The organism is Kitasatospora sp. NPDC058965, assembly GCF_042741245.1.
Classification (GTDB): Bacteria; Actinomycetota; Actinomycetes; order Streptomycetales; family Streptomycetaceae; genus Kitasatospora.
The window spans coordinates 21,717-48,278 of sequence record NZ_JBHYKG010000002.1 but is presented as its reverse complement, the minus strand read 5'-3'; the positions used below and the strand labels follow the sequence as shown (position 1 = coordinate 48,278).

The 26,562-nt window shown below is 71.4% G+C and carries 27 protein-coding genes; 11 read left to right on the top strand and 16 right to left on the bottom strand.

Annotation, left to right across the window (positions count from 1 at the left end; all coding sequences use genetic code 11):
- The first annotated feature begins 56 nt into the window (after positions 1-56).
- Complete coding sequence (locus ACFW1A_RS00785) at positions 57-632, top strand: GNAT family N-acetyltransferase (RefSeq protein ID WP_380401743.1); 576 nt, start codon at positions 57-59, stop codon at positions 630-632.
- Between the two features lie 171 nt (positions 633-803).
- Here the strand turns inward: ACFW1A_RS00785 and ACFW1A_RS00780 are convergent, their stop codons facing one another.
- The 4 genes from ACFW1A_RS00780 to ACFW1A_RS00765 form a co-directional block, all read right to left on the bottom strand.
- Positions 804-1,352: a hypothetical protein gene (locus tag ACFW1A_RS00780; protein ID WP_380401740.1), complete on the bottom strand. Its 549-nt coding sequence runs from the start codon at positions 1,350-1,352 to the stop codon at positions 804-806.
- A gap of 364 nt (positions 1,353-1,716) precedes the next feature.
- Positions 1,717-2,427 (bottom strand): hypothetical protein, encoded by a 711-nt coding sequence (locus ACFW1A_RS00775; RefSeq protein ID WP_380401737.1) that lies wholly within the window; start codon positions 2,425-2,427, stop codon positions 1,717-1,719.
- 659 nt (positions 2,428-3,086) lie between these two features.
- Positions 3,087-3,677, bottom strand: a complete 591-nt coding sequence (locus ACFW1A_RS00770; protein ID WP_380401734.1) for a hypothetical protein — start codon at positions 3,675-3,677, stop codon at positions 3,087-3,089.
- A complete protein-coding gene (locus ACFW1A_RS00765) occupies positions 3,674-3,943 on the bottom strand; it encodes a hypothetical protein (protein ID WP_380401731.1) in 270 nt (89 codons plus the stop codon). The genes ACFW1A_RS00770 and ACFW1A_RS00765 overlap by 4 nt, the downstream gene beginning before the upstream one ends.
- Before the next feature lie 268 nt (positions 3,944-4,211).
- Here ACFW1A_RS00765 and ACFW1A_RS00760 point away from each other — a divergent pair, with 268 nt between their 5' ends.
- The gene (locus ACFW1A_RS00760; protein WP_380401728.1) at positions 4,212-4,904 is read left to right on the top strand and encodes an SMI1/KNR4 family protein; all 693 of its coding nucleotides are present in this window, start codon (positions 4,212-4,214) and stop codon (positions 4,902-4,904) included.
- Between the two features lie 223 nt (positions 4,905-5,127).
- Here the strand turns inward: ACFW1A_RS00760 and ACFW1A_RS00755 are convergent, their stop codons facing one another.
- The 11 genes from ACFW1A_RS00755 to ACFW1A_RS00705 all read right to left on the bottom strand — a co-directional run bounded on the left by ACFW1A_RS00755 (position 5,128) and on the right by ACFW1A_RS00705 (position 16,315).
- The gene (locus ACFW1A_RS00755) at positions 5,128-7,248 is read right to left on the bottom strand and encodes a chromosome segregation protein ParM (protein WP_380401724.1); all 2,121 of its coding nucleotides are present in this window, start codon (positions 7,246-7,248) and stop codon (positions 5,128-5,130) included.
- An 84-nt stretch (positions 7,249-7,332) separates the two neighbouring features.
- Positions 7,333-7,842 carry a conjugal transfer protein TraB gene (locus ACFW1A_RS00750; protein ID WP_380401721.1) on the bottom strand — a complete coding sequence of 170 codons (510 nt, stop codon included), beginning with the start codon at positions 7,840-7,842 and terminating at the stop codon, positions 7,333-7,335.
- A gap of 31 nt (positions 7,843-7,873) precedes the next feature.
- Positions 7,874-10,234, bottom strand: coding sequence for a hypothetical protein (locus ACFW1A_RS00745; RefSeq protein ID WP_380401718.1), 2,361 nt, complete (start codon positions 10,232-10,234; stop codon positions 7,874-7,876).
- 133 nt (positions 10,235-10,367) lie between these two features.
- A complete protein-coding gene (locus tag ACFW1A_RS00740; protein ID WP_380401716.1) occupies positions 10,368-10,673 on the bottom strand; it encodes a hypothetical protein in 306 nt (101 codons plus the stop codon).
- Positions 10,670-11,155 (bottom strand): hypothetical protein, encoded by a 486-nt coding sequence (locus ACFW1A_RS00735; RefSeq protein WP_380401713.1) that lies wholly within the window; start codon positions 11,153-11,155, stop codon positions 10,670-10,672. Before ACFW1A_RS00735 ends, ACFW1A_RS00740 begins: the two co-directional genes overlap by 4 nt.
- 191 nt (positions 11,156-11,346) lie before the next feature.
- Entirely contained in the window at positions 11,347-13,122 is a 1,776-nt protein-coding gene (locus ACFW1A_RS00730) for a DUF2637 domain-containing protein (protein ID WP_380401711.1), read from the bottom strand.
- Positions 13,119-13,487 carry a hypothetical protein gene (locus ACFW1A_RS00725; protein WP_380401708.1) on the bottom strand — a complete coding sequence of 123 codons (369 nt, stop codon included), beginning with the start codon at positions 13,485-13,487 and terminating at the stop codon, positions 13,119-13,121. The genes ACFW1A_RS00730 and ACFW1A_RS00725 overlap by 4 nt, the downstream gene beginning before the upstream one ends.
- A 117-nt stretch (positions 13,488-13,604) precedes the next feature.
- Positions 13,605-14,180, bottom strand: a complete 576-nt coding sequence (locus ACFW1A_RS00720) for a hypothetical protein (protein ID WP_380401705.1) — start codon at positions 14,178-14,180, stop codon at positions 13,605-13,607.
- A 32-nt stretch (positions 14,181-14,212) separates the two neighbouring features.
- Positions 14,213-14,464, bottom strand: coding sequence for a WhiB family transcriptional regulator (locus tag ACFW1A_RS00715; protein WP_380401702.1), 252 nt, complete (start codon positions 14,462-14,464; stop codon positions 14,213-14,215).
- A 69-nt stretch (positions 14,465-14,533) separates the two neighbouring features.
- Entirely contained in the window at positions 14,534-14,821 is a 288-nt protein-coding gene (locus ACFW1A_RS00710; protein ID WP_380401699.1) for a hypothetical protein, read from the bottom strand.
- A gap of 1,104 nt (positions 14,822-15,925) precedes the next feature.
- Positions 15,926-16,315 carry a hypothetical protein gene (locus ACFW1A_RS00705; RefSeq protein WP_380401696.1) on the bottom strand — a complete coding sequence of 130 codons (390 nt, stop codon included), beginning with the start codon at positions 16,313-16,315 and terminating at the stop codon, positions 15,926-15,928.
- 331 nt (positions 16,316-16,646) lie between these two features.
- Between ACFW1A_RS00705 and ACFW1A_RS00700 the strand changes: the two genes are divergently transcribed.
- The 7 genes from ACFW1A_RS00700 (at position 16,647) to ACFW1A_RS00670 (ending at position 25,097) form a co-directional block, all read left to right on the top strand.
- Positions 16,647-17,408: a GntR family transcriptional regulator gene (locus ACFW1A_RS00700; protein WP_380401693.1), complete on the top strand. Its 762-nt coding sequence runs from the start codon at positions 16,647-16,649 to the stop codon at positions 17,406-17,408.
- A gap of 195 nt (positions 17,409-17,603) precedes the next feature.
- Positions 17,604-18,758 (top strand): XRE family transcriptional regulator, encoded by a 1,155-nt coding sequence (locus ACFW1A_RS00695; protein WP_380401690.1) that lies wholly within the window; start codon positions 17,604-17,606, stop codon positions 18,756-18,758.
- Positions 18,755-19,336 carry an isochorismatase family cysteine hydrolase gene (locus ACFW1A_RS00690; protein ID WP_380401687.1) on the top strand — a complete coding sequence of 194 codons (582 nt, stop codon included), beginning with the start codon at positions 18,755-18,757 and terminating at the stop codon, positions 19,334-19,336. Before ACFW1A_RS00695 ends, ACFW1A_RS00690 begins: the two co-directional genes overlap by 4 nt.
- Positions 19,333-20,217, top strand: coding sequence for an NAD(P)-binding protein (locus ACFW1A_RS00685; RefSeq protein ID WP_380401684.1), 885 nt, complete (start codon positions 19,333-19,335; stop codon positions 20,215-20,217). Before ACFW1A_RS00690 ends, ACFW1A_RS00685 begins: the two co-directional genes overlap by 4 nt.
- Positions 20,218-21,129: 912 nt before the next feature.
- On the top strand, positions 21,130-23,730 hold the full coding sequence (locus tag ACFW1A_RS00680) for a hypothetical protein (RefSeq protein WP_380401681.1): 2,601 nt from the start codon (positions 21,130-21,132) through the stop codon (positions 23,728-23,730).
- A 142-nt stretch (positions 23,731-23,872) separates the two neighbouring features.
- On the top strand, positions 23,873-24,436 hold the full coding sequence (locus ACFW1A_RS00675; RefSeq protein WP_380401678.1) for a hypothetical protein: 564 nt from the start codon (positions 23,873-23,875) through the stop codon (positions 24,434-24,436).
- Positions 24,437-24,473: 37 nt separating this feature from the next.
- Positions 24,474-25,097, top strand: coding sequence for a hypothetical protein (locus tag ACFW1A_RS00670; RefSeq protein WP_380401675.1), 624 nt, complete (start codon positions 24,474-24,476; stop codon positions 25,095-25,097).
- Positions 25,098-25,128: 31 nt separating this feature from the next.
- Here the strand turns inward: ACFW1A_RS00670 and ACFW1A_RS00665 are convergent, their stop codons facing one another.
- Positions 25,129-25,575, bottom strand: a complete 447-nt coding sequence (locus tag ACFW1A_RS00665; RefSeq protein WP_380401672.1) for a hypothetical protein — start codon at positions 25,573-25,575, stop codon at positions 25,129-25,131.
- A gap of 202 nt (positions 25,576-25,777) precedes the next feature.
- Between ACFW1A_RS00665 and ACFW1A_RS00660 the strand changes: the two genes are divergently transcribed.
- Both ACFW1A_RS00660 and ACFW1A_RS00655 read left to right on the top strand, forming a co-directional pair.
- Positions 25,778-26,032, top strand: a complete 255-nt coding sequence (locus ACFW1A_RS00660; RefSeq protein WP_380401669.1) for a hypothetical protein — start codon at positions 25,778-25,780, stop codon at positions 26,030-26,032.
- The gene (locus ACFW1A_RS00655; RefSeq protein ID WP_380401667.1) at positions 26,029-26,292 is read left to right on the top strand and encodes a hypothetical protein; all 264 of its coding nucleotides are present in this window, start codon (positions 26,029-26,031) and stop codon (positions 26,290-26,292) included. The genes ACFW1A_RS00660 and ACFW1A_RS00655 overlap by 4 nt, the downstream gene beginning before the upstream one ends.
- Positions 26,293-26,562: the final 270 nt, after the last annotated feature.

Genomic DNA, 26,562 nt, shown 5'->3' with positions numbered 1-26,562 from the left:
AGGACGGTGCATTGCAAGAGGTACCGACGACGCTGGGGGTGCCGGGAATACCCGGCATGACGCTGCGTCCGTTGACCGTGTGGGACGCCGGTGTGCTCCAGCCGATGCTCGACGACCCCGCGGTTCGGGCTGCGATGCGCTGGGACATTGATCAGAACCGGGATGCCGCGCGGTGGCTGACGAGCGTGATTCAGCAGCAAGAGCACCCTCACTACCGATTCGTATACACGTTCGGCGTGGTGCTCGACGACACGGACGTACTGGCCGGTGTCGTCATGGTCACCATTGCAAGGGAAGACGAACACGCGGTGCCGCCCGTCCTCCAGGCAGAGCTGTCGATCTTCCTTGCCCCTGAGCACCGTGGACACGGGCACGCAGGCCGGGCCCTGCGGCGGGTACGTGAGTGGTGCTTCGATGACCTGGCGGTGCTCGACCCATTCGGTGGCAGTGCCCCGATGGGAGAGGTCATTGCGGCCTGCCTGCCCACCAACGACGCGTCGCGGTCCATGCTCGGACGGCTGCTGGTGCCCCGCGGCACGGTCGAAGCCGCCTCCCGCAGGGGTGGTGGCACCGTGACCGCGCTGAAGTTTGGACTCACCCGTGCCGAACGCCGTGAGCACCCTGGACGGTGACTGCAGGACACCCCGACCGCTCCCCCGCCGTGCTGCAGGAACCTCCCCGAAGCGCGGCCCGGTGGGATGGCCACTGTGCGGAGCCGTCGGCGTTCCTCGCAGGAGAACGAGCACCGCTCGGTCGCGGTGGTCCCGCCGACGGACTGAGGGCGGAACCACCGCGGCGGCGGGTCAGCGGTCGCCGAACACGCCTCGGTGTGTGATGTCGAACGTCAGGGCGAGAATCGGGTACGTCAGGTGCTCGATGAGACTCTCCAGCAGCTCGTACCGCTGCTGGGCGGTCAGCTCCCGCACCCGAGCGGTTGCCGGTCCGAAGCCGTCCTTCTCCATCAGCGCGATCAGCTGGCCCGCGGCGTTTCCGTGCATCGCCGCGTCGAACAGGGCCGCCGTGCTGCCCGGGTTACGGAGCGACCCGCCGTGACGCCTGGCGGTGGCCTCCACCACGGCGGCGAGGTGCACGATGTGGATCGGTCCGTCGGTCGCGTCGTCGGCCACAGCGTGCGAGAGGCCCGACCGGTCGACGCCGGTGTCGTTCATGTCCAGTGCGGCGGCCAGGACCCGGGCGAGCGGGGCGGGGTCGACGTCGTAGACGAATGGGTTGCGGCGGTCCCTGGGGTGGTCGCCGAAGTCGGGGCTGTCGACCCACATCATTTCGGCGAGGACGCCGGGCAGTCCGGGGGTCTTCTTCTGGTGGGTCTCGAACTGCGGCTCGTGGGGCATGTGTGCTCCAACTCATGGTCTTGGGAACGCCCGTGTGCGGGCGCGCGGGGTCGGCCGGGTGGCCGGTGGCCGCTCCCGCCGACGGCGAGAGCGGCTACGGACGAACCGGGCGGGTACGGGTCGGTTGGGGTGCCGCCACCCTGACTGGGTGGTTACGGCCCGGACGCCACCGCATGCACGGGGCGCTGCCCGGCTGCCCGGGCGGGTGGAACAGGCTGCCCGGCGGCAGAGCAGACTTCAGCGCGCGTGGTGTGCCCACGACCGGGGGCGAGATCCTTGGCCGCCGGGGCTGTCGGATCGACGCCCTCGCCGCCAGGATGCCGGGGCCGGCGGTTGGCGCGTCCGGCCCCATGGTGACGGCTGGTCAGGACCCTTCGATGAAGCCGTCCAGCGGGGGGACCACCGTGAGAGGACGTGCGAGCCGGCGGGCGGGGGCCACCTCGATCCGCTGGACGGTGCGGCAGACGGTGATCTGGGGGCGCAGGGAGAGGGTCAGGCCGCGCAGGGCCGGGAGTGAGGCGGCGGCCAGGGCTGCGGCGGCGAGTGCGACGGCGACGGTGCGGCTGCCGTGCGGGCTGGCCTGCCACACTGCCGCCAGGGTGGCTGCCACCCAGCTGGTCCAGACGAGACGGGCGACCGCGGAGCGCAGGGCGCACGAGAGCAGGCCCGCCGCCAGCCCGCTGACCTGCCACACCTGGTAGACACTCGCGCCGGTGAGGTGCTGGCCCACGACGTGCTGGTCGAGGTAGCGGTGCACGGCGCCGGTGAGGGTGCCTGCCGTCGCGGTCCACCAGGCGCTGCCCACGCTGCCGGCGAGGATCTCCTTTGCGGCGGCGTAGAGGGCGATGGCAGCCCCCACGGCAGCCAGGGCGATCAGCGTCGGGGCCAGGAGCCGCACCCAGCGGGGCCCTTCGCGCCATCCGTGGTCCAGGGTGCGGATCAGGTCCTGGCAGCGGTGGTCGAGGAAGGAGCCGGGAGCGGTTGCCTCGGTCAGGCGGTCGAGGAGGGCGTCAGAGAGTGTCCGGCGCTTGGGGGGCTGAGCGGGCTCGATGGGGGGCTGGATGGGCGCGGTCATGGTCTGCTCCCGTGTGTCGGGCGCGGGGCGGCCCTGCGGGCCGCCCCGCAGGTGGAGGAGGGGGGTGGTTCAGGTCGTGCTGGCGGCCGCGGCGGGCACCACGTCGCCAGCGGCCGTCGGTGATCGGACGGCTGGCTGCGGGGCTCTGGGCCGGGGCGGGGCCGTCGGCGTAGTAGGGGTGCAGCAGCGGGACGCCCGTGCGCCAGCGGTCGAAGCGGTGCCAGGTCAAGCTGAGCGGGTGCCAGGTCTCGCTTTCGGGCAGGTAGGCGGCCTCCAGGCCGTACTCGCGGCCGCTGGCGAGGTGTCGGTCCACCGGGTGGTGCCGGGCAGCGCCTGTAGTGGGCCTTGGCGCCGGGCGAGGCGGTGATGGCGGAGTACGCCCAGAGGTAGCCGGCGTGGTGCGGCGGCGCCCGCCCCGCTGGGGCGCGGGGCGGGCGGGTGCGGCCCGGTGGCGAAGCCGGTCTGCCGGTCAGTGCAGGTGACGGATGAAGGGGTAGAGCAGGAAGGCCAAGAGGCAGACGAAGCCGAGCAGGTAGATGATTCGCACGGATGCTCCTTCCTCGACGGCGCACCGCAAGGTGCGCGGCCGACAGGTGTTCGGTGTTCGGCCCGGGCGTGTACCGGCCGAGCAGCGGGTGGGGTCTGAAGATGAGCGCGGGTCAGGAGACGTGGTTGTTGACCGAACCCTTGAAGAAGCCGCCCTTCTGCTCACCGATGTTCACCTCGACCCGGCGGTACAACAGGGCGTTGACGACCGGCTGGCCCGAGCCGTCCGTAGCGGCGGCGGGCTGGGTCTTGAGCTTGCGTGCCACACCCAGGGTGGACAGGGCGACGACGCCCAGCAGACCGGCGACGCAACCAACAAGCACCGCCGCGTCCTGCAACCACGGCCCGGCCAGGTGCAGGCCAGCGCAGACGAGGTACACGGCGCCGCCGGCAGCGAGCAGCGACAGCGAGGAGACGCCAGCGAGCGCCGCAAACTGCCAGGTACGCGGGTCGAGGCCCTGGACGGGCGGCGGCGGCACGGCCTCCAGCGGCCCGGGGTCCAGCGCGGCGTAGTACTGGGCCCGGGCCAGCGCGCCGGCGTCGGGGTCGGGCGCCGCCGGCTCGCGGGTGGGCACGGCCACAACCTGGCCGGTGTCGGGGTCGATGCCGGTGACGTAGCCGGGGGGCAGGATCAGACCCGGCCGTCCGACAGCGGGACCGGTGCCGGGCCGGCCTGGGGTCTGGGCATTCAGGTGCTGGTTCATCGGCGTCCTTCCAGGACCGCGGCGTGGTAGGCGCGGCCGAGTTCGGTGATGGTGACGGGGTCCTCGTTGCGGTCGCCGACGTCGATCAGCTCGTCGATGCTGAGCGCGTGGAAGGTGGCAGCGCGCACGAGGTAGCCGCTGCCGCGCAGGCACCAGCGGTCGCTCGGCCGCTGGTCGAAGTGAAGGCCCTGGCCGTGGTCGTATTCGGCGAGGACCGCCAGCAGGCGGCGGGCGCAGGGCCCGAGGGTGGTCTTCGGAAGGTTCACGGGCTGGTCCTCCGTTTCCGGGCGCGGGGTGACTCCAGGACGGTCGGTGCGGCCTGCAGGCGCAGGCCGTGGATGGGCGCAGGGGTGCAGCCGGGCAGGGAAGGGGTGCCGGCCGGGCTGCGGTCCGGTCCGGATCACCGGAGTTGGGGTTTCAGGCGGCCGCGGGGCGGCATCCTGGTGGCGGCCGTACAGTGCGGCCGCATCGACGAGGAGGCCGCGCGTCGGCCCTCGGACAAGCGGTGTCTCTGCCCCGCCGTAGGGTGCGGACATGACTGAGACCTTCGACATTCGCTCCCGGCTGTCCGGGGCGTTGCACGACCGTGCGGAGGCATGGCGGTTTGTCGCTGATTTCGCGGCCTACTGGCAGCAGCCGCTCCAGCCGGGCGACGGTTGGAGCGGTGCGGAGGTGGAGACAGCCGAGGAGCGTCTGGGCTTGGTCCTGCCGACAGTACTTCGTGAGGCATACCTGCTCTTCGGGCGTCGGACTGATCTCACCAGCAATCACGACAGGCTGCTCAAGCCTGACGAGCTGTATCTGGCCGATGGCGCGCTCGTGTACCGGGTGGAGAATCAGGGTGCCGCCTCCTGGGGCGTCCTGCTGGAGGAACTGGGCGATGACGACCCCGGCACCGTGATGCGTTCGGATCTCGCCGACAAGACGCAGGAGCGATGGGAGCCCTGGGAGTCGAGTCTGACGGCGGCCTGCGTCGAGATGGTCATGTCCGAGGCGGTCCTGTTCGGGGGCGGGTTCACCGACTTTCTGGACGTGGATGCCGAGGAGGCTGCGCTGGAACGGCTGTTCCAGGAGCTTCCGGGAGTGGGACGCGACATGCGCTGGTTCGCCAGCGCCGATGTCCTGATCCGCGAGCTCGACGGCTTCTGCCTGAATGTCCGGGCCCGTACAGAGGAGGCACTGGACCAGTTGCGGGACTCGGTACCCGGAGACTGGTTGGAGGGCTGATCAGGCAGCTTCTGGCATCACGTAGCCGCCAGCGCCTCTGCTCCGCCCGAGGATCCAGATCAGTGGTTCAGTACCGGCGGAGTGGGACTGCTGGAACTGCGGCGCGCTGAACGAAACCCCCGGGCACGACGACGAGTACGCGTACGACGACGAGTTCTGACCTCAGGCGGCCTGGCCTGCGGCCGGGTGGGGACCGGCTGATCGCGGTCCCCACCCGGTTCGGTCAGACCTCCAGCTTCGCGAGAGCCGCCAGGGCGTCCTGGGGGTTGGTCAGCTTGCTGCGCCCTGGCATCGCGGCCGACTTGGTGCCGGCCTTGGAGCTGCTCTTGCGGGGCTGCTTGGGGTCGTCGGCCCAGTCGTCCAGGTCGTCCTCGTCGGGCTCGTCGCCGAACTCCCCGGGCTGGGGCGGCAGGTCCCAGTCGAACCAGAGACCGAGGCCTTCGAGCTCGGCGATCTCGTGGGCGGTGAGGCCGAACACCTCCTCGGGGAACAGGTGGTCGATCGGCTCGCTGAAGTCCATGAAGAGGGTCCTCAGGATCTCCGGCTTGCGGCCCGGCACGGTCCACCCGACACCGCCGGTGTTCGAGTCCGAGGGAGGCTCGGCCTCGCCCTGCATGATCCGCTCGATCCGGCCCTCGGGCTCCGGGGAGAACGAGCGCGGCAGCGGCTCCGGGATGTCGTCGGGCGCCACTCCCAGCGCCTTGAACATCTCCTGGATCTTCTTCGGCGCGACCTTGAGCACCACCGGGATGCAGTTGTCCCGCAGGTTCTCCAGCAGCAGCTGCGCGAACCCGTCCTGCACGTAGACGGACTGGCCGGCCGGGCTCTCGCCGATCGCGTACTTGCGGCCCTTGACCGAGATCTCCTTGGCCAGTTCCATGATCTCGTCGCCGTACTCGCCGTCGGTGGCCGCGGACAGGTACTCGTCCCAGAAGGACGCGAGCGGCCGGTACGGGCAACCGCTGGCGTTCGGGGTCCAGTCGTGGACCCGGCCGTCGGCCCACGCCATCCGGCCGCGGATGTCCATCAGGGCGACCAGGGCCCGCATCGCCCGCACCATGTACAGCGGGCCGACCCCGTAGCGGTCGCAGTGCACGCCAAGCGCCGCCGTCTTCTGGTCCGGCGCCTCCGTCACCAGCCACACCACGGCGCCCCAGTTCGCGTTGGCCGCCACCGCCAGCGCCATCAGCTGGGTCTTGCCGCCGCCCGACGGAGCCACGTACAGCCCGTGGGCCATACCGCGGTCGGTGTGGACTCGGTTGCGCGCCGGCTGGCCGTTGCCCAGGAACCCGGCCGTCCACCAGCCGTTCTTATCCGGCGTCAGGAGCTCCCGGGTGGCCGGGTAGACCTTGGCGAGCGGGGAGACGTCCCACACCGTCACCAGGACCTGGCGGCCGTCGGTGTCGACGAACACCCGGCCCTCCTCGTAGGTGGTGCCCATGGCCCGGGCCAGGTCCGCCAGGTCCATCCGCGGCTCGCCGATCGAGTCCGGCAGCTGCGCCCGCCAGTAGGTCACGCCCTTCTGCTCGTTGCGGTTGTGGGCGACGTAGCGGGAGTCGCGGATGGCCGACTCGCCGATCCGGTCCTCCCACCACTCGGCGACGGAGGGCTTGGTACGGCGGCGGTGCCGCTCGTCGGGGATGATCTCGACCTCCTGCCAGCCGGGTCCGGCCTGACGGCCGGCCAGCTGGGTGGTCTCGATGAAGCGGATGTCGTCCTCGTGCACGCCGAACGCGGCCGCGACGTCGGCCTCGCGCAGGCCGGTGATCGGACGCCCCGGCTCGTTGGCCCGCACCAGCAGGGTGAAGTCGTGCTGGGTGGCGGGGTGCGGCTTGGCCAGGACGACGTGGGTCCGGGCCGGGTTGCCGGCCCGCTCCCACAGCTTCCGCACGCCCTTGGTGTAGTCGTCGGCGGTGTCGGCGACCGGCTGCGGAGCATCCTCCGGCACGGGGGTGAGCACCCTCGCCATCGGCGCCGGCGCGGCCCGCAGCGCCTTGCGCTTCTTGGGCCGGTAACGGCCGGTGGCCTTGGAGACCGGCACGCACGCCCAGCACACCACGCCCCAGGCGCCCGCCATCACCAAGTCCCAGGGCGAGCCGGGGATGTGGTGGGCCGCGTAGTCGACGCCGGCGGCCAGGGTCAGGGGCGCGAGACCGACCAGCCAGCGGCCCGCGTTGTCCTTCTCGGCGCACACGGCGGCGACGCTGCCGAGGACTCCGACAGCGCCGGCCGCAGCCACCGAGGTTCCGACCGCGGGGTGGTCGGGAAGGTTCGCGGCCGCGCCGAGGATGGGGGCCGCTGCCACGTACAGCGTTCGTTCGATGGTGACGGCGAGGCGAGCCACCGGGAGTCCTTTCGAGATGGACGAGGGCGGGGCCCGCGGCGTCGGCGGGCCCCGCCCTCGTCAAGGGGGGTGGGTGCGGGCTGGTTACCGCCGGAAGAAGCCCGGCTTGGGGGTGCGCCACCTGCGGCCCTTGCGGACGCGGTGCAGCGCGCGATAATGCCGGGCGTGGGCGCGCTTGACGGCGTGGGCCGACTTCTCGGCCTCCTGCGCCGCGCGGAGCATCGCCCGGACGGCCTTGGCCGCCTCGGTCTGAGCCGTCGACACCTCCTGGGTGTCCTCGACGAACTTCTCGTCGAGCTGGGCGTCGGCGATGTCCGCGGCCAGGCTGGTGGCGTCCTTGGCGGTGGCGCGCGCCCGCTTGTCCAGGCCCTCCAGGCGGTCGACGGCGGTGGCGAACGCCTTGACCACCAGATCCAGTTTGTGCTGGACGGCTTCGTAGTGGTGGTCACCGTCGCCCAGCACCGGGATCCGCCGCTTGCGGCGGACCGCGGACTTCTGGCGGGGCACCAGGGCGCCCCCGGACGGGGCCGCAGGTGCACCGCTGGCTCCGGAGCTGTCGGGAGCGGCCGGCAGGTTGCCCGTCTGCTCGGTCACGGGTTCCTCTCCTTATTTATTACGGGGTGGCTCAGTTGTGGTGGACGGCTGCGGACGCCTCCTCGACGCCGCCCTCGTCCATGGCCTCCAGGTCCTCGCTGTAGACCGCCGCGACCGACAGCGCTGTGTTCATGGCCACGTTCGCGGCGCGCTCCGAGGCTTGCGCCAGGACCTTCGACTGCTGGGCGGTCACCGCGGCGTAGTCCGCCAGGTCGGCCAGCAGGTTGGTCACCTTCCGGTCGATGTTGTGGGAGCCGCCCAGGTCAGCGCTCATGACCCGCAGCTCCGCCGCCAGCTTGATCAGGTGCTCGACGGCGTCCTTCACCATCCGAGCGTCCTCCGCGGAGTTGACCGCGATGTTCGCCATAGCTGTCAGGAACTCGTCGAAGGTGATGTTCGTACGGTGCTCGCGAGCGATCCCCCGCTGGGTGACCCCGTGCCGCCTCCTGCGCCGAACCGTCATAGGCGTGACCGGCTCCTCGGCCGCAGGCGCCGCCACGGAGGGCGACGGCAGGTCGTTCGACCCGGTGTCCACCACGATCTCCGCGTCCACGACCCCCTCGTCCGGGGCGATGTGGTCGTCGGCACCGGCGGCGGTCTGCGCCACCTGCCCGGCCATGTCCGCCAGGACCTCCTCGGTCCCCGACGATCCCCTGCCGGGCGGGGCCTGGCCAGCCCCGTCTGACAGGTCGTCGACATTTGCCGCCTCGGCGACAGGGTCCAGGTCCGGAGCTGGCATTGCCGGGTCGGCCGGACCGGGCCCGGCCTTGTCGTCGGCCTCCTCGTCCTCCTCCACGATTTCCGCGTCCGGGATGTCGTCCTCGTCCGCGGCCGCCGCGCCGCGCGGCGCCTTGTCCGGGTTGCCCGCGAACACCGTCTCCGGATCGGGGCCACCGGGTCCGTCGCCGGGCGGGTGGTCGTCCTTGTCGTACACGCCTCTGAGGAATCCGACCCAGCCGTTGCCGGTCGCCTCCCCCGGCGCGGGCGCCTCGTCAGCCGGAGCCTTGTCCTGCGGCGCGGCCGTGGCGGCAGCTTCAGGACTCGGGGCCGGCGGCGTGCCACCTTCAGCGCCGTCCTTCTCCGTCGGACCCTTGGTCAGATCGACCTTCAACGACGGGTCATCGACCTTCAACGACGGGTCGTCCGCCTTCACCGCGGCATCGTCGGCCTTCACCTGCGGGCCGTCCGGCTTCGCCGAAGCATCGGCGGGCTTCACCGCGGCCTGGTCGCCGCCGCCCCTGCCTTCAGCATGGTCCCGACGCCGCTTCAACTCCCCGGCGACGAGCCCGGCGAGCGTGCGCGGGGTGCCGCCGTCCCCACCGGCGGCCCGGCGGGCCTGGCGCTCGGCCTCCTTCTTGTCCCGGCGGGCGTTGACCCGCTCCCGGCTGTCGTCGATGTTCCGCTGCCGGTTCTGCCGGGCCTGGGACCGGTCGGCGGTGCGGTCGGCCAGGTCGGCCTCCTGCCGCCTGGACCGACGCGCCTGGCGGGCGCGGGTGCGCTCGGCCTGGCTGCTCACGGGCGCGCTGGAGCTCTGGCCTCCTGTGCTGCCGCCGCCTCCGCCCCGGCCGCCGCCAGAGCCGCTCTGGCGGCCGTTCCCGCCGCCGGGCGGGTTCGAAGACCTGCCGAACCAGTTGGAGCCGCCAGAGGAGCCCCCGGGGCCCCTCCTGGGGCCGTCGGGGTTCCGTCCGAGGTCGCCGTTGCGCTGCGATCCGCCGTTCTGTCGGTTCGTGTCCCGGCCGCCGCCGGGCGCCCGGCTGGACGGACCACCGCCCGAGCCGCCGCCCGGGGGCCGGCTCGTCGACCCGCCCCCTCCCCCGGGCCCGCCGGACCCGCCGGGGCCGCGCTGCGCCCCCTTGCCGAGTCCCTTGCCCGAGTCCGAGCCGCTGCCGATTGCGGCGCTCTTCCCCTGCGCGGACACCATCGCCTTTCGGGCGTCCACGTGGGCCTTCTGTAATTCGTTGTGCTGAGTGGCGAGCGACATCTGGCGTTCGGTCTGCGCGGTCAGGCGCGTCACCTTGTCAGCAACCTGGGCATTCCGGAAAGGCGCGTGCTCGTCCCTGGTCTCCCGGGCGCTGTCGACCCGGAATTGAATCCAGTCGGCGATCACCTCGGTGAGAGAACGCCGCTCGCGATATTCGCCGGAATCCTCGTATCCGCCGCCCTCGTCGTATTCGGCCTCCTCGGGTTCGGCGTTCTCGGCCTGGGTGGGAATTCCCTCGGACCGCAGAAAAGTGGCCGGGTCCGGGAAGTCGGGGACCGTCGGAAAGGCCGGCACGTCCTCGGCCTCCTGCTCCCGAACGGTGTCCGCGTAGCGCGGAATCGGCGGCAGGCCGCCCTGAGTGTTGCCGGAGCCCGGGAAGGTGATCACCCGCCCGTTGGGGTCGTCGGGCACTGCTTGCTCCCATCGAGGGGGTTGACAGAGAGTGGGGTCCTCGTGCACGCGTGCACGCGTGCACGGGTGCACGCGATACGCACGCGCGAGGCGCCCCGCCGGCGGCCGGCGGGGCTCTCGTGGTGACGGTTGGTCACGTCGGGGGGAACTGCTTGGTGACCGTGGCCGCGTAGTCCTGGAGGTCGTCCCAGGTCCGCGGCTCGCCCGCCGCCCGCCGCTGCAACGCGGTCAGGAACAGCCGGCACACCATCGCCCAGCCCAGCCAGACGTCGGAATTTTTGGCGGCTTCCTGCGCCACCCATTTGCGCGTGATCCGCAGCCAGTTCTCGGCGGTTCCTTTGTGGTCGCCGCGTTTCTCGACAGCCTGGGCCTCGCCCGCGACGTAGAAACTCTGCTGGTTCGCCTGGCGCCGTTCGACGGCGGTCTGCGGCCGGTTCAAGCCGACCGCCTTCCACCGTTACGCAGCTCGCTGAGGTCGTGAATCGACCGGGGTTCAGCGTAACTGGTTTTCGCGGGCGGGGGAACCTGCTGCGGCGAATTGTTGACGGGCGCGCTCTTCGGAATCCGCCTGTTCGCCTTTTCCAGGGCTTTCGCGGCCCGCTGTCCGGGGAGAGCCGCCACCTTCTGGTCGTGGGTGACGCGCCGGATTGCGGCCTTTTCCGTGGCCGCTACGGCGGCCTCCAGCGCACTGACGATCGCGTTCAGCTGCTTCTCCACCGGTCGTGCCCGCAGCCAGGGGTGGAAGAACCAGTCGCCCCCGACTTCGGTCGCTCGCAACTCGGTCTGCGTCTCGTGGGCGAGCAGCACGAGCGTGGACCGCAGCCCCACCAGGTGGGCCTGGATGTTGGCGAGGTAGCCGGCGAAGGCTTCAGGGCTGCGGGCCACGGCCCGCATGGACTCGCGGCTCTCGTTGGTGGTCATGGGGTCCTCCGGGGAAGGTGCGCGGGTCTCGGCTGGGCCGTGACCTGGGGTTTCTTGGGCGACCCGGGCTCCGGCCGGGCGGCCGGGTCGTGGGTGGTGCTCGGCGCCGCAGCGCCTTCGCCGGTCACCAGGGCGCCGTTCGCGTCCTGGTGGCCGGCGGAGAGGCCGGGATCCGGTCGTGCAGGGGCTTCTCAGGCCGCTGCGGGCCCGTCCTGTTCCGGGTCGGGGTAAGCGGCCCGGAACAGCTGGTACAGGGCACTGGAGGGCTCCTCCAGGTGCTCCTTGGCCAGGGCCCGGCGGGTGGAGGCCGTGCCGGCCGAGCATCCGAGCTGGCGGGCGATCAGGTCGACGGTGACCGTGGACTCGTCGTCGGCGGCCGCGAACAGGGCCATGATCCGCAGCACGTCGAAGTCGACCTGGCCCAGGCGGGCCCGGGCACCGGCCTCCGCCACCCGCGCACGGCCTTCAACGGCGCGCCGCTCGGTTTCAAGGGCCCGCTCGGTGTCCTGGGCCGTCTGGGCGCGCAGTGCGGCCGTCTCCGCCTCGATCCTGGCGGCGTCGCGCTCGTTCTGCCCGGCCGTGACGGCACCTTCAGCGGCAGCGTTGCGGGCTTCAACCGCCCTGAGACCGGCTTCAGCGGCGGCCTGCTCGTTCTTCTTGGCCGTCAGCAGCTCCTCCGAGTCGGCCAGCCGGCCCAGCTCCTTGAGGCGGACCGCGTGGGCGGCGGCTTCAAGCTCGAACTTCCGGCTCAGTTCGGCCGCCTCAGCCTCCAGGCTCTTGTTCGCCATCTCGGCCTTGAGCTGCTGGTTCTTACGCTCCAGGTCGGCCTCGAAGCGACGCTGGGCGGTCGCGTCGTTGATGGCGTCGATCTCGGCGGCTGCCTGGTCTTGAAGGCGCTGAAGCTCGGCTTGACGCTCCGCCACCTTCTTCTGAAGGTCGATCGTCTGGAGTTGAAGCTCGTTGTCGATCTCGGCCTTCGTCTGGACCTCGGCCAGCTGCAACCGGCCCTGCGCGCGCATCTCGTCGGTCTGCGCTTGAAGGCCCGCCTCGCGGATTTGAAGATCGGCCTGGATCTGTTGAATCTTGGCCTCTGCCCGTTGAAGGGCCATCCGGCCGGTCCGGGCCAGGGTCTTGAGCTCCTCCTCGAACGGGATCGCCAGGGACTCCTCGACGCTGAAGCCCGCCTTCGCCATCTTGAAGGGCAGCAGCTGCTCCGGCGTCGCCTTCTTCTCCCAGTCGGGCCCGTGCTCCTGGCGCAGCCGCTCCTCGTAGACCTGGAGCTCGTGGGCCATCGCCACCACGAGGGCGTACGGCTTGTTCCACAGCACCATCTCGCGCGAGCGGCGGGCGGTGTTGAAGGGCGACAGGAGCCACCGCTTGAACGGCGGCGCCCCGAGGTCGGCCGCCCCGTGGAGCAGCTTGTTGCGGCGGCCGATGTAGTGCCGGGCCGCCTCGACGGAGGCGATGTAGAGGAACGGGATGACGCCGTGCATCGCGGCCGCGAGCGGGTCCCTGGCGATCGGGCCGGACGCCGCCGCGTTGAAGGCGATGGTCGCCAGGGTCAGGCCCAGGGCGAACCAGCGCAGCAGCGGGAACCGCACCCTCTTGTGGACCAGGTAGAGGTCGATGGCCTGGAGGGCGACGATGCCGGCGTCGATGCCGATGGGGAAGGCGTAGGAGAAGAGCCCGAAGTGCTTGCGCAGGGCCAGGTCGCGCAGGGTGCCGTACGAGCCGGTGAAGCCGATGCCGGCGACGACCGAGCCCATGGCCACGGCGGCCCGGGCCAGGGAGGTCACGAGCCGGCCCGTGTGGGGCTGGGCGTCCTCGGCCTCCGGCTGGTCGCCGTCGGGGTCGTACAGGGGTTCGTCGAGCAGGTCGAGCGGGGGCTCGCCCGTCGGGATCGGCTGGGTGGGCAGGAGGCGGGGCAGGGTCTGGCCGTTCGCCTTCTCGATGGTGGGGACGGTCACGACGCCGTCGGCTCCTTCCGGGCGGAAGCGGTGGCGGGCACCCTGACGGGGGCTCGCTGGGAGGTGGTGGTGCTGTCGGTGCCGAGCAGCTGGTCCAGGTTGCGGAGCAGAACCGCCAGGCGGGCTTCGGCGGCGTCCGCCTCGACCTGGAGCGCCCGAGCCTCCTCGGCCCGGTCGGCTGAGGGCGTGCTGGGCAGGTAGATCGGCTCGAAGACGTCGTCCGGCTCGGCGGAGTCGGCCGGGCCGAGCCGGGCTTCAAGCTCGTAGACGTCGGGCTCGGGCTCGTGGCGCCGCATCAGGAGCCGTGCCGCCGCGGCGATCAGCAGCAGCACGGCCAGGAGAACGAGCGCGGTCGGTGCGGGCATCGCTGCCTCCGGGGGTCAGCGGCCGGGCTTTCCGGCTCCCCGTCACCGCCCGACGCCTCCCCCTTCGGGGAGGGCAGCGGCGGGCGGATCAGGCAACCGGCAGATCGGAGCAGCTGGTCAAGGCCGGATCGTGGGGGCGGCGCTCAGGATCTCGACCGCCGCGTTCACCGCCTTGGCCCAGGCCTCCAGGGAGTGGGTATCGCGGCTGGCGGTGCGGGCGCAGTAGGAGTTGGTGAGCTCCTCCAGGACCGCGGTGGCGGTCTGGTGAGCCTCGAACGGGTACCGGAAGTCCGCGTCGGTCAGCAGCGCCATGATCGTGCGGGTGCCGGCACCGATCGCCTTGGCCAGCTCGCGCTCCGCGTCATCGGTGATGAGCTCGGAGGCCGCGCTGCGCAGCGTCATCGCGGTCCGCAGCCGGATCGACTCGGCGAGCTCCAAGGCGAGCTCCGCGAGCTGGTGGCGGGCCTTGGCGTCCTTGGCCTCGCCGTTGAGGATCACGGTCTGGCCGACGGTGAGGCGTCGGCGGGTGCGCAGCTTGGCCTCGGCCTCGCACTGGGCGCTCTCGCGCTCGGTGCGGTTGGTGTGCCAGGCGACGCGGTTCTCAGCGTCGTCGAGCCACTGGCCGAGCCGGTTCAGGTCGGCCATCGGGTCATTGACGGCCATGTGGTCCTGGAGCCACTGGGGGACGGGCACGGGTGGGTTCCTCTCGGTTGGCGGGTGGTCGGTCAGGCGGTGCGGGCGCGGTTGCGGGCGGCCCGGCGCTTCATCGCCCGGCGCTCGTCCTCGCTCATCCCGCCCCAGACGCCGGCGTCCTGGCCGGTCTCCAGGGCCCACCGGAGGCACTGCTCCATGACGGGACAGCGCCTGCACACGGCCTTGGCCTCCTCGACCTGGAGCAGCGCCGGGCCGGTGTTCCCGATCGGGAAGAAAAGCTCCGGGTCCTCTTCTCGACACGTCGCGCGGTGTCGCCAATCCATGGCGAACTCCCCTCTCTGCATTGGTTGTTGGTCAGGATCGGGTGGGGGTCGAGCGGTCCGGCAGGCCGGTCAGGCCGCGATGCGCCGGTCGTCCTGGCGACGGACGGGCGGCCAGGGGTTGAGCGGGGTGGTCGGCGCCGGCAGCCGGGTCGGCTCCGGAAGGGGCGGCCAGGCCAGGGTGCCGTCGGGGTAGCGGCCCGAGCGGCAGACGTACCGCGGGCCGTTCTGGAACGGGCTGTGCTCGGGGACCAGCCTCTTCTCGGTGCTGGTCCGCTTCTCGGGGTCGGTGCCGCCGCTGCCCTTGTTCGTGCGGCGGCTGGGACGGATCTTGGGCTCGGGCGCTCGCTTGCGGGCCACGGGGCCTCCTGGTCGATCTAGGGGGAGGGGACCGGGTCGGTCCCGGAGCTCCCCATCACCACCGGAACCTGCGGGCCGCGCCGTTGAGCGCGGGCAGGTGCCGGTGGGTCAGGGCAGCGACGGGGCTGCACGGTTGCTGCGCCCGGCTGCCACGCGGTCGTGGCGGCTGGGCGCGCCCGCCGGGAGGGCGGGGCTGTCCGGCCTGTCGGGGCCGGCGACCGGGTGGGCATCAGAACCGCCTGCTCACCTACGACGGGGCGACAACGCGCGGTGCGGGTGGCACGCCGGAAGGGCGTGTTCTCCAGAGCCGGACCGCTGGCAGATGCGACGGAGCCGGGCTCCGCGCCGCCGACGGCATCCCCTGCCGTCTTGGGGGGCGATCTGTCACATCTCGCCCTCATGTTCGGAACCCGCTGTGCCCCCGCGCCCGAGGGCGCCGTGCCTGCCAGCACGAAGGGGGTCAGCTGCGGCGTGGCCTGCGTGGCTCTACTCCCCGAAGGGGGCAATCCGCGCCGGCTGTGGCCTCCGCTTTCGCGGCGGTTCCGCAATGCTCATGACACGCTGTTGAGTTCTCAAGGTCCAGGCGCTCACGGATTCAGCCCTTCCGGGGCTGCCTCCGAGCCTTGGATTCGCCTCACGGCGAGCCATCGAACAGCCACTTGGAGTGACTACGTGATGGCGGAGCAAGGTCCTAGCCAGGTCCCCAACCCCCGTGCCCGCCAGGACGGCGGCTCACGGAGGAAGGGCAGAAGCTAGAGCAACTGCTCAAGGAGGGTTCAGAACTGACGGATCTCGACCGGGGGCACCTTCACACCCCGGGCCCGAGCCGCCCGGTCGCCCTTCGAACGGGGCTTCGGCTCCCCAAGGGCATCGACGCGGTCACCCGCGACCTCCAGCCCACTGGCGGCACCGCGCTGGATCTTCCCGAAGGCGATCGGGCGCCGCCCGCTCACCGCGACCCCACCAACGCCGCGGCCGCCTCAGCCACCCGAGCCTGGTGAGCCAGGCAGGACTGGGTGAACTCCGACGCGGTCTGCGCGGGCGGCGGCGACGACTGCTGCTGGCCACCACCGGCCGGCTGCGCCTGGGGAGTGGGCTGCGCGCTCATGCCGCCACCTGCCCGTCGAGCTCGACCCGGACGCGCACGGCGAACCGGCCGGCCCGGTAGGCCTTGGTGATGGTGGCGAGGTCACCCGTGAGGCTGACGTCCTCGGTCTTCAGGGCCCAGGCGATGGACTCGGAGACGTCCATGGAGACGGCTCCCAGGTCCACGGTGCCGGTGGCCCCGACCGCGATCGCGGCGTCCAGGAACGTCACGATGTCGGCGAGGCCGGTCCCGGCGGCTGCCGTCGCGGACTGGTCGTCCACGCGGGTCGGGGCGGAGCCCCGGCTGGCGGCCAGCTCGGTGCGGATCGTCAGCACCGGCGCGACGGCCGAGGGGGTGTTGATGGGGTTGGTGTAGGCGGACAGGTCGCCCTGCGGCATGATGCTCACGGCGAGTAACTCCCTCATCTGTAGTGAGGTCGAGCGCCACCGGTGCGGCTGCGAACCGCACCAGCTGCGGGTCCAGGACTGCGAATCCTGGGCCCGCAGTGCCGTTTCCGGGGTGCGAATCCCGGTCCCGACACAGCGAACTGGTCTGCCACCAGCGGCGTTCAGGGTGCGAGCCCGTTCCGCTTGGCGACGTGACAACCATCGCATGACGGCAAGTCAGAGTCAAGAGTGTTCCGACACTCTCAGCGTTTTGAGCACGAGTTCCGAAGTGCAAAGGGATGTGGTTCACTGTTACGGCACACACGTGCCTATGTAGGAGGGAAGCCGGGAGATGGCGCCGAAGCGCTCGCAGGAACTCGCAGAGCAGATCAAGCGCGAGATCGACGACCGGCGCTACGCGGTTGGAGACCAGCTGCCCAACTACATGGAGCTGAAGGCGGAGGGCTGGACCTCTACCGGCACCGTGCGAGAGGCGTACCGCCTGCTTGAGAGCCAGGGGTACGTCCAGGTGATTCACGGCAGGGGGTGCTTCGTGCGGGACCGACGCGTCATCAGCATCCCGTTGAGCCGCTACTCGCGGGCTAGCGGTGCTGACGGGCTCGGCCCGTGGGAGGCCGCCACCCGAGCTCAGGGCCTTGAGGGCGAGATGGTCTTCGTCAGCGTTTCCACCTCGGAAGCGCCTGTGAGCATCGCGGAGAAGCTCGCGCTCTCCGAAGACGATCAGTACCGAGTGACGGTGCGAACCCGACACGCCAAGCTCGACGGCGAGATCCTCCAGATTCAGCAGGCCTGGTACCCCGCCGACGTAGCTCGCCGAAGCGGCCTGGATCAGGCGGGCAAGGTGGTGGGTGGCACGCTGCCCGCGCTGGCAGCGCAATACCCGATCGGCCCCGCCGATGAACGAGTCGGCTTCCGCCTCGCAACCGAGGCCGAAGTTGCCACCTTGAAGATCCCTGCCGGCGGCTGGGTGGCCAGGGCGGAGCGGTTGCTCGTCGACCAGTCCGGAAAGCCCTTGGAACTCCTCCAGATCTCGGCGGTCCCCGACCGGACCGACTTCGTCTACGACGGCCTCGACTACCAACGGCTGCTCTAAAGCCGAGCCGCCCACCCCACGCTTGACCATGCTGCCTCCCGAGTCGTCACGACCGAGCGGCCGCTGCGGATCAAGCATGGCGAGCAGTTCGGGCGCAGCGGGAGAAGCAACTGGCCCAGCGGTGGCCCAATACTGGCCCAACGGTGGCCCAATCACGGCACACTCATCGTTGCAACTCGGGGAGGGAGTGGAATGGTGGGCATCCGCATCGAGAACTGGACCGGGCGCGAGGCCAGCTGCCTTCAGCAGGCTCTACGGATGTCCGACCGGGAACTGGCCGCGCACCTCGGCGTCTCGCGGAACTCGGTGAGCAACTGGCGTACCGGAGGGGAGACATGGGTGTGCAGCTCTAGCACTGCGCAGCTGTTCGATCGGGCGACCCAGCTGATGAACCCCGCGGAGCTCAACGCCTTCAGAGAGCTCCTGGAGCAGGCTGGCGCCGACACTGAAGTGGTTGGACGGCCCGTCAAGTCCACTGGGCACATCTCGCTGACATCCCACCAGTTCATCCCTCTGTTCCTCGGTCCGCTGACGAGCGCCCTCTTCGGCTCTGGCTCTCCTGGTCCAGCTGGTCCGGCTGCCCTTGACAGGCGCTCGCTGAAGCTTCCTACCAGCGAGGGTCGGGACGGGAGCCTGCACATTTACGACTTCGGCATCGCCGTCCTCCACGTACGCCAGCAGCTGCGCCTGAAGTCCGTCACCGAACTAGCCCTGTGGCGCTACCCGGCCTACGGGCAGAACCGCGCCTGGGCCCAGCAGGTGGTGTCGACCCTCGCGGCCGGCCTGCTCGGATCCGCTTCCGGGGTGCCGCTGCCCGACTACGTGCTGTCGGTCTACGAACTCCACCAGCATCCGTGGGACGACGCAGTGCTCGATGCCGCACTCCAGCTCCTCGCTCAGCCGGGCGTACTGGTCGACCGCACCGACGAAGCCAACCCGCTCGCGCTCGGGGTCGAGGAGCAGCGCCTTAGCACGGGGTGGCTTGATCCTGATTCCATCGGATTCAGCGGCGGGATGTCGCGCGGGTTGGCCAGCTGGTCTGGTGTCGCCTACCACTCCCACCCGCACGAGCGCGCGCTGACCATCGACGACATCGTGGCGATGGAGCTCGACACCCAAGCTCTGTGGGCACTGTCCGCCCACCTGCTTCGCCGAGTCGAGGACGGCCTCGATCCGGAGATGCCGGACCCCTTCGGCTGGCGATGGCTGCGCGGGGCCCACACCAGACTGACGTCGGCCAGGCCGACGGAGACCGCACCGCACCGAGCGATGCGAGCTGCGGTCATCGGTACGAGCGACCTACCCGAACGGCTACACCAGGCCTGGACCGCTCTGAAGGAGGCAGCGTGAACACCGGGTCCGCAGCACTGCGGCTGGAGTCGACCGTCCTGGTCATCGTCGACGTGCAGGTTGGGTTCGTCAGGGATTCGAGCCAGCACGTGGTGCCGGCCATCGTGCACCTGGTGGAGGCCTGGCAGCGTCAGGGCGGCGCGACGATCGTCGCCACCTTCGACAACCCGGTGGGCTCCCAGTACGAGCGGATCAGCGGCTGGACGAAGCTGCGTTCCCCCGAGGAACAGGCGCTGGCTGCCGAGCTCGTTCCCCTCGCCCGATCGGCGACCCAGCAGATCGTGAAGACCACATCGAGCGTCTTCAAAGCTCCGGGCGCCCTGGAGCTCTTTCGGACGAAGGGGTGGACGGACGTCCTGCTCTGCGGGATCGACACCGACTCGTGCGTCTACGACACCGCCGCCGACGCCTACCAGCACGGCATCACCCCATGGATGGTGGTGGACGCCTGCGCCTCATCTGGAGGCCAGGAGTACCACGAGGCCGCCCTCCTGCTGGCCGCCCGCAACTTCGGCCGCCGCCTCCAGCTCAGCAGCAGCGACGTCCACCGCATGCTCTCCGAAGGAGCAGTCCAGTGAACCGCCTCGACGCCCAGCTGCTCATCGTCGGAGCCGGGCCAGCCGGCTGTCTGGCCGCCGCCACGGCGGCGAGCGTCGGCATGACCTCGCTGCTGATCGACCCGGCGCCCGCTCCCGGTGGCTCGCTTTGGAGGATCGGCAACCTCGCCAACTGGCCGGGCTTCACGGACGGACCGAGCTACGCCCAGGCGCTCGGGGCTCATCTGGCCGGGCTCGACGGGCACTGCTCGTACGTACAGGGAAAGGTGACCGGGATCGAGGCCGATGAGGACCACGTCCGTGCGACCCTCGCGGACGGCACCAGCCTGATCGGTGAGCTGCTGATCGCTGCCACCGGTGTGCACACCGCGCAGGCCACCGAGGTCTCGTGGATCACCTGCACTCAGGCGTTCCCCGCCATCACCGACGCGTCCCCCGCGGAACTCGGCACCCTTACCGTCGTCTTGGGCGGTGACAGGCCCCTGGGCACCTGGCTGCGGACGCATCCGAACGCTGACCAAAAACTGACGGTCTGTTATCCGGAGCGAGACACCTACAAAGTGGAGGAGGTGCGATCGGACCCGCGGGTCCAGCTCCTTCCGGTTCAAGCCGTCTCGGTCTCGGGCACAGGGCCTTACGAAGTGGACATCCTCCGAGTCGACGGCACCCGGGAAGCCGTAGAGGCCGACTCGGTGCTCACCAACATCGGGACGGTTCCGACTGCCCTACCCGGCCTGGCCGTTGGCGAGGACGGTTTCTGCCCGTCGGAAGGCCAGCACCCGCGCGTCGTCACGGCGGGTGATCTGAGCGCCAGGGACGGACAGCGGGTGTCCACCGCCGCCGGCGGAGGAGCGGACGCCGCGCTCACCCTGTATTACCGCTTTCGGCGGCAGGCAGTGTGATGAACGGTCAAGCCCGACACACGTGCGTTCGTAGTGCAATGCCGTGGCCGCTGAGGGCTTGCGTGGGTTTAGGATCAGGTGCGGACCGTTACTGGTTGGCGGGAGGTGGAAGCCCCGCCGGACGGTGAAGGTCCCAAAAAGTTAAGGCCCCGCTGCAACCGCGGCGGGTGGAAGATCCCGCCGGACTCGGTTGCCCGGGGCCGGTGAGCCAGGAGCGGTGTGATGGCTGCTCGACTGGCTCGGTAGCGGTACACCTATAGCTTGAGGAGGTGTGCGCTGTGGTTCAGCGTACCTGTTGGAAGGTCCGTCGGCGCAATAGCCGCCGGCCGATGTCGCGCGGCTCACTGCCGCGCCCGGCTGGTTCGGGCCCGTTCGGGTCTGATACTTCCCTGCTCGGCGGCCGTTTCCGCCTGGTGGGGGTCACCCGTTCGCGTATCGCCCGTGCTGAGGGCTTGATCCGTTCGGGTTCCGCCTCGCTCCGCGTCGTCAGGAGCAGGGTGTTCGCCGTGACCGCCTCGGGTGGTCGGCGTGTGGGGGTGGGGATGATCTAGCCCTTCGGGGGCGGCGCCCCTGTCCGCTCGTTCCTCCTGCCAGGGAGGCCTTGCGGTAGCGCCGCCCGGGTGCTCGACCGGTTAGCAGCCGGTGTCGCGCCCAGATCGTCCTCGTTGAGGGACCGCCCTGCCAGGGGCCAGTCGCCTCGTACTTCATCGGTTCTCCCAGAACCGCTCCAGCCCAGCGAGGGGCCTTTGCGTTCCCTCCTGAGCTCATCAAGGAAGGCACGGCCATGATGCAGCATCGTGCTGCCCAAATCCAGTCCGGCATGCCTGCATGCCGGCGAAACCGCCTGTTTTCGGCCGCTCCGGTCGTACGGGCGCGTCGCGTTGTGCTGTCGGTGGCCCCTCGGGGCGGCCGGTGAGCGCGAACGCGATCTTGTCGTCCCGTCCTCCTGCTGCCCGGCCGCGTCCGGCAGCCGGTCGACGGTGGCTTCGTGCTGTCCCGACCCAGCAGGAGGCGCCTGAGGCGCTGCTGCTGGGCGAGGGCATGCGCGTGCGGCTGGCCGGCGCGGTCCGGGCGCTGCTGGCGGACGAGTCGGTGGCCGGGCTGCCGGACGCGGCTCGGTTGGCTGCGGTGGTGCTGCTCGCGAAGGGGTGCGTGGAGCAGGGCCGGACCGTGATCTGGTCGGGTGAGCTGGCCCGGTGGCTCGGTGTCAGCGTGTCGATGGTGAGCCACAAGGTCCTTCCGCCGTTGCGCGCCCGGGGGGTCGTCACGACCCAGGTGGAGACCGACGATGACGGCCAGCCGGTGGCGCTGCGGATTGTGCTGGAGCCGGTGGGTCGGCTTCGTCGTGCCCGCGACCAGCGGCACCCGCTCGCGTTGACCCGCAAGGAGCTGTCGGTGCTGCTGCGCCTGTGCGAGGCGCTGTTCGGTCCCGGGTGGGCGCCGAAGGGGAAGGCGGAGATCCCGGCCGGCTTGCTGGCCCGGGAGGAGCGGCGCGGGCATGGGGCGGCGACTGACAGGCTCGCGTTGCTGCTGCTGGTGCTGTCGTGCCGGGAGAACGGCTGGGTCCGGCTGTGTGCCGGCTCGCTGAAGGCGCCGGAGGCGGGCCGGGGTGCGGCGACGCTGGCTCTGCTGCTGCGCGGTGGGACGGCGGAGGTCTCCCCGGTCGCTGCCGGGCGGGTGCTGACGCGTTTTCAGGACGGCGGCCTGGTCGAGGTGGAGCGGGATGACGACGGGGTGCCGACCGGCCGGGTTCGGCTGCTGCCGGTTGCCGAGCGGTACGCCGCGGTGCGGTCGGCGGGGAAGGCGCAGGCCTCCGGTGCGGTCGGCCGGTCGGGGAAGCGGGCGGTGCGGCTGGTTGGGCCGCGCGCTGCTGAGTCGTGCCCGGACGAGGAGGCCAACCGTTCGGGCTCTGCGGTGTCTTCGTCGGCCGTCGGAAGTGCCGAAGGGGATCTTGGTCGTCTCCCGGCGCCCGCTGATGGCCTTTCGGGGCTTCTACCTGCGGAAATGCCGGGCGGGGAGGGTGGTGCGGCGGTTTCGGAAGGTGCCGACTTCCACGCTCACCACACTCTTGTTGCTGATGTTGGTGGTTGTGCTGACGTAGTGGATGGCGATTCCGGCGCTTGCGCCGTTGGGGTGACCCACCGTCGGCCGGAGCGCGTGGGCGGGCGCGAGGACGCGGCGGATTCCGGCGTGCCCGCGCTGCGGCTCGTCGGGGCCGAGGAGGACCCGCTACGCGGGGACAAGCCCCAACACGACGTCCAGCACCACCAGCACCAGGAGCAGCGAGGGGGCCGGGCGGCGCGCGTTGTCGGCCTGCCTCGGGATGCTGCGGTGGCGCGTGCGCTGGTGCCGGTTCAGGACCTGTGGCAGCGACTGGAGGGAGCGTCGACCCGGGGTTTCCTCGTGAAGCGGGTCCGGCTCGCGCTGAACGCGGTGGCGTTGTGGGCGGGGCAGGATGATGCTCCCGAGGTGCTGGCCGAGCGGCTGGCCTTCCGCCGGGAGCGGCAGGTGGCCCAGGGGAACCCGTACGTCGGGGACCCGATCGCCTGGTTGCTGGAGCGTGGTCTGCCGCAGGAGCGGCAGTGCCGCCACCAGGCCTGCGACAACGGGGTGCGCCTGGACTCCGGTGAGCACTGCACTACCTGTGACCTGCGGATTCAGGATCGGCGCTCCTCCCGGCGCGCCGTCATCGGCCAGGTCGTTGGCCAGCTGCCGCAGGCGTCGTTCGAGGACCGCCAGGGCGCGATCGAGGCGGCGCTGCGCAGCCATGCCCTGGTGCGGGTCGAGGCGCAGGTCGATGCCGGTCGGCGCGAGGCGGAGGCTCAGGCTCGGTGGGAGGCGCAGCGTCCGGAGCGGGAGGTGAGGGCTGCGCTGGCGGAGGCGGAGCGGCTGGCGGTGCCGTGTGCGGACTGTGGCGCCGGGCAGGCGGCGGGGCTGTGCCGGGGGTGCGCCCGGGGCCGGGAGATCCGGCAGGGGGTGCACGAGTGCATCAGCGTGACCTTGGCCGGGTTCGCTGATCTGAGCAGCTACGGGAGCTTCCGGCAGGTGTGGGAGCGGACCCGGGTGGAGCTGCGCCAGGCCCGTCTGGAGGCCCGGAACGGGGCGGTGGACGAGCAGATCGGCGGGGCGTCGGAGCTGCTGGCGGTCCAGCACGCGCTGGGTAAGTACCGGGCGGCTGCGCTGCGGGTGTTCGCGTCCTCGGAGGCGGCCCAGGCGGAGGCCGAGGGCGCGTACCAGACGGTGATGCGCTCGCGGCACCGGTACTCCAGCGCGGAGGCGGCGCTGGAGGCTGCCGTGGAGGAGTCCGGTGCGGCTCAGCTGCGGGCCGCTGAGTGGCTGCTCAAGCGGCGGGTGGCGTCGGTGGAGGAGCTCCGGTCGCGGATCGCTGCCCGGGGTGGCAACGGCGGCCCGGGAGTTCGCACCGAGGCCGACCCCTACACCAATGGCGCGAACCGGGTGCGGGCTGCGGTGAACGCCCACTCGGCCGGCGCGTGCGCCGGTCAGGGAAGGTGACCGTGGCTGACGAAGACCTTCGAGGCGACCGGGCCACTGCCCCCGTACGCGGCCCGCGCCAGGGCACGGCCGACGCGTTGCCCGCACGCCGGCCACCGGCCGCCCGCCCGATGACCACCATGACCAGGCACGGGAGTTGACCATGAACATGAGGCACACCGCCGGCCCGGCGCAGGGCCAGCACCCCGGGGTCTGGGTCACCCAGGCCTACCCGCCGGTGCTGCTGACCGCCCTCCAGCGGCGCGGCGGAATCCCTGTCGCGGTGCGCGAGGTCGTTCTTGATCAGCTCCGGCACCGCACACCCGCCCAGCTCCGGGAACGGTTGGAACGGCGCTTCTTCGCGGCCTACGCCCACCTGCCCGCCGGTCACATCGCCGAACGGGCCGACGAGATCGCCTACGCCCTGCTCGTCGCGCCCGCCTGCCCGGAGCCCCGTTGCGAAGACGGCTGGCTGCTCGACGCCGACCACGGCTGCCCCCGCTGCCGGCAGCGCCGGGTCGAGACCGCCGCGACCGCGCCAGCCGGGCCGCCCGCCACCCGAGCGACCGTCACCGCGGCCGCCGCCGAATGCCGGCGCACCATCCTGAGCAGCCGCACCGCCGCGCACCAGCAGCAGTCCCGCCTCGACCAGCGCGGCCAGCAGCAGGTCACCCGCCCGTCCCGCGAGCGGCCGGACGCCACCGTCCGCCCGACCCAGACCCCGTGAGCGAGTCCCCGACCAGTCCAGTACCTGGAGGAGCACCGTGAACAGCGACAACACCCGCCCGGTCGGAGCGCACCGGGGCCAGAAGGCACTGGCCGCCGGCAGCACCGGGGAGAAGACCCGCAACGACGCAGAAGGCGACGACGCACAGGGCTGCCAGCACGGCCGGGATCAGCACACCATCCGCACCTGCTTGCCGTGCGCCGACATCCTGGAGGCCCGGGCCGCGCTCGCCGAGGCCGTCGAGTACCACCTGGCCGTCGCCGTCCTGGTCGGCTGGGACGACGTGCTGGCCGTGGTCGGCCACGTCCACCACCAGTTCAGCCAGATGCTGGCCACCGGCCGAGGGCGGTCGCGCCACCACCAGGAAGTCGTCCCAGTCGAGAAGGCGGCAGCCAAGGCGCTGCGCGACCTCGCCAGGATCCATGCCCAGCGGCACTTCGCCGAGCACACCGGCGTCGGCCTGCGCAGTCCGCTCGACCCGGACCAGCCGTTCCGACTCAGCGGGCGGCGCCTGGCCCGCGCGCTTCTTACGGAGCACCAGGCCCGCAGCCATGCCGCGGAGGCACTGCTCCAGCAGCGCCTGGCATACGTCCGGAGCCTGCGTACCGCGCTCGCCAAGTACGGCGTCGAAGCGATCGACGCGACACCGGCCGGAGTGTGACCGGTGGAGCCGGCGCAGCTGGGCCGGGGGGTCAGACGGTGGCGCCCGCCGCGACCGGACGGACGCGGTCGCCGGGACCTGAGCTCGTCCCGACCGCGGAGACGAACAGCCGCCAGCCGTCGGAACAGTCGACCGTCAGACCGAACACCACAGCGGGGGGCTCGGGCCGAGTGCTGTAGCGGCTGACCCGCAGGACTCCCTCCGCCGCCCGGAGGATGGTCGCCTGGAGGGCGAGCTCGATGTCGGCGACCTTGACCGGGGACGTCGTGAGGTCCGGGAACTCCGCCTGGTCGGGTTCCTTGCGCTCGATCGTGGGAGCGACTCCCGATGCCCCGGTCACCATCCAGTGCACGCTGGCCCCGCCGGCCAGGGCCACAGTCAGCCCGTAGGGGCGCTGTGGCCACACCTCGGCAGAGGCGATGCCCTGCGCCTCGGGCAGGCGGGCGACCAGGAGTTGCTGCAGCTTGGTGGGGGTCATGGTGAAACCGTACCGGTGTGCGAGCCGGCGCTGATGATGCCGGGCCGAGCGGTCGGTTGCGTGCTCGGCCACCTGGCCCGACCCGGCCGCCGGTGCAGGTCGGCGGCCGGTGAGGCTGCACCCTTTGCGTCTCCGGCGTGCGGCTGGACGGGTGTTTTTGGCGGCCCTACAGAACCGGGCCGCAACGCCTTACCATCGGTCCATGACCGTTGAGTTGACAGCCCGTCTTGACGACCGACTGGTCGACCACCTCCGAGGCGAGGCCGCCCGTGCGGGCGTGGACCTCGACACCCACCTGTCCCGGGTTGTCACGGCCGATTACCTCGCGGCCCACGGCACCCGCGAGGCTCAGATCGCCCGGGCCGCCGCCCTGACCGCAGCCGCCGTCCAGGCATGGGACCGGGACGGCCGGCCCGAAGAGGGCGGCTCCGACTTCGAGGACGTCTTCGGCCAGTGACCGATCAGCCCTACCGTGCCCGGCTCTCCGGCGAAGCCACCGCTCTGGTCCGCAGCGTCCTGACCGGCCATCAACGTAAGCAGCTCCAAAGCGCCTTGGAGCTGGCGATGGAGGATCCCTGGTCCTGGCCGGCGAGCGACCGTGAAGACCTGGATGACTCGATCCGGCAGATCGTCCTGCCCGACCTGATCGCCCACTACGTAATCCTCCCGGACCCGCCCGTCCCGCACCTGTGGGTCATCACCCTCACCGTCCTGTAGAACCTGGGCCCCAGCGGAGCAACTGCCAATCGTGCCTGCCACGCCAGGGCTGGTGCCCGAGCCGGAAACGCGGCGTCCGGCTCGAACCCGCCACCGGGGGGCGGGCTGGCACGCTCAGCGCGGCTCGATCACCGACGCCGTGACGACGGTGCAGTCCCCCCAAGAGAACCCAGTCGTGCGCGACGTGGTCGGGCTCCCGCTCCTGCGGGAACTGGAGGGAGCCGATCACCTTGGCGACCACCGCCGGCCACTTCAGCCGTCCCGCGTAGC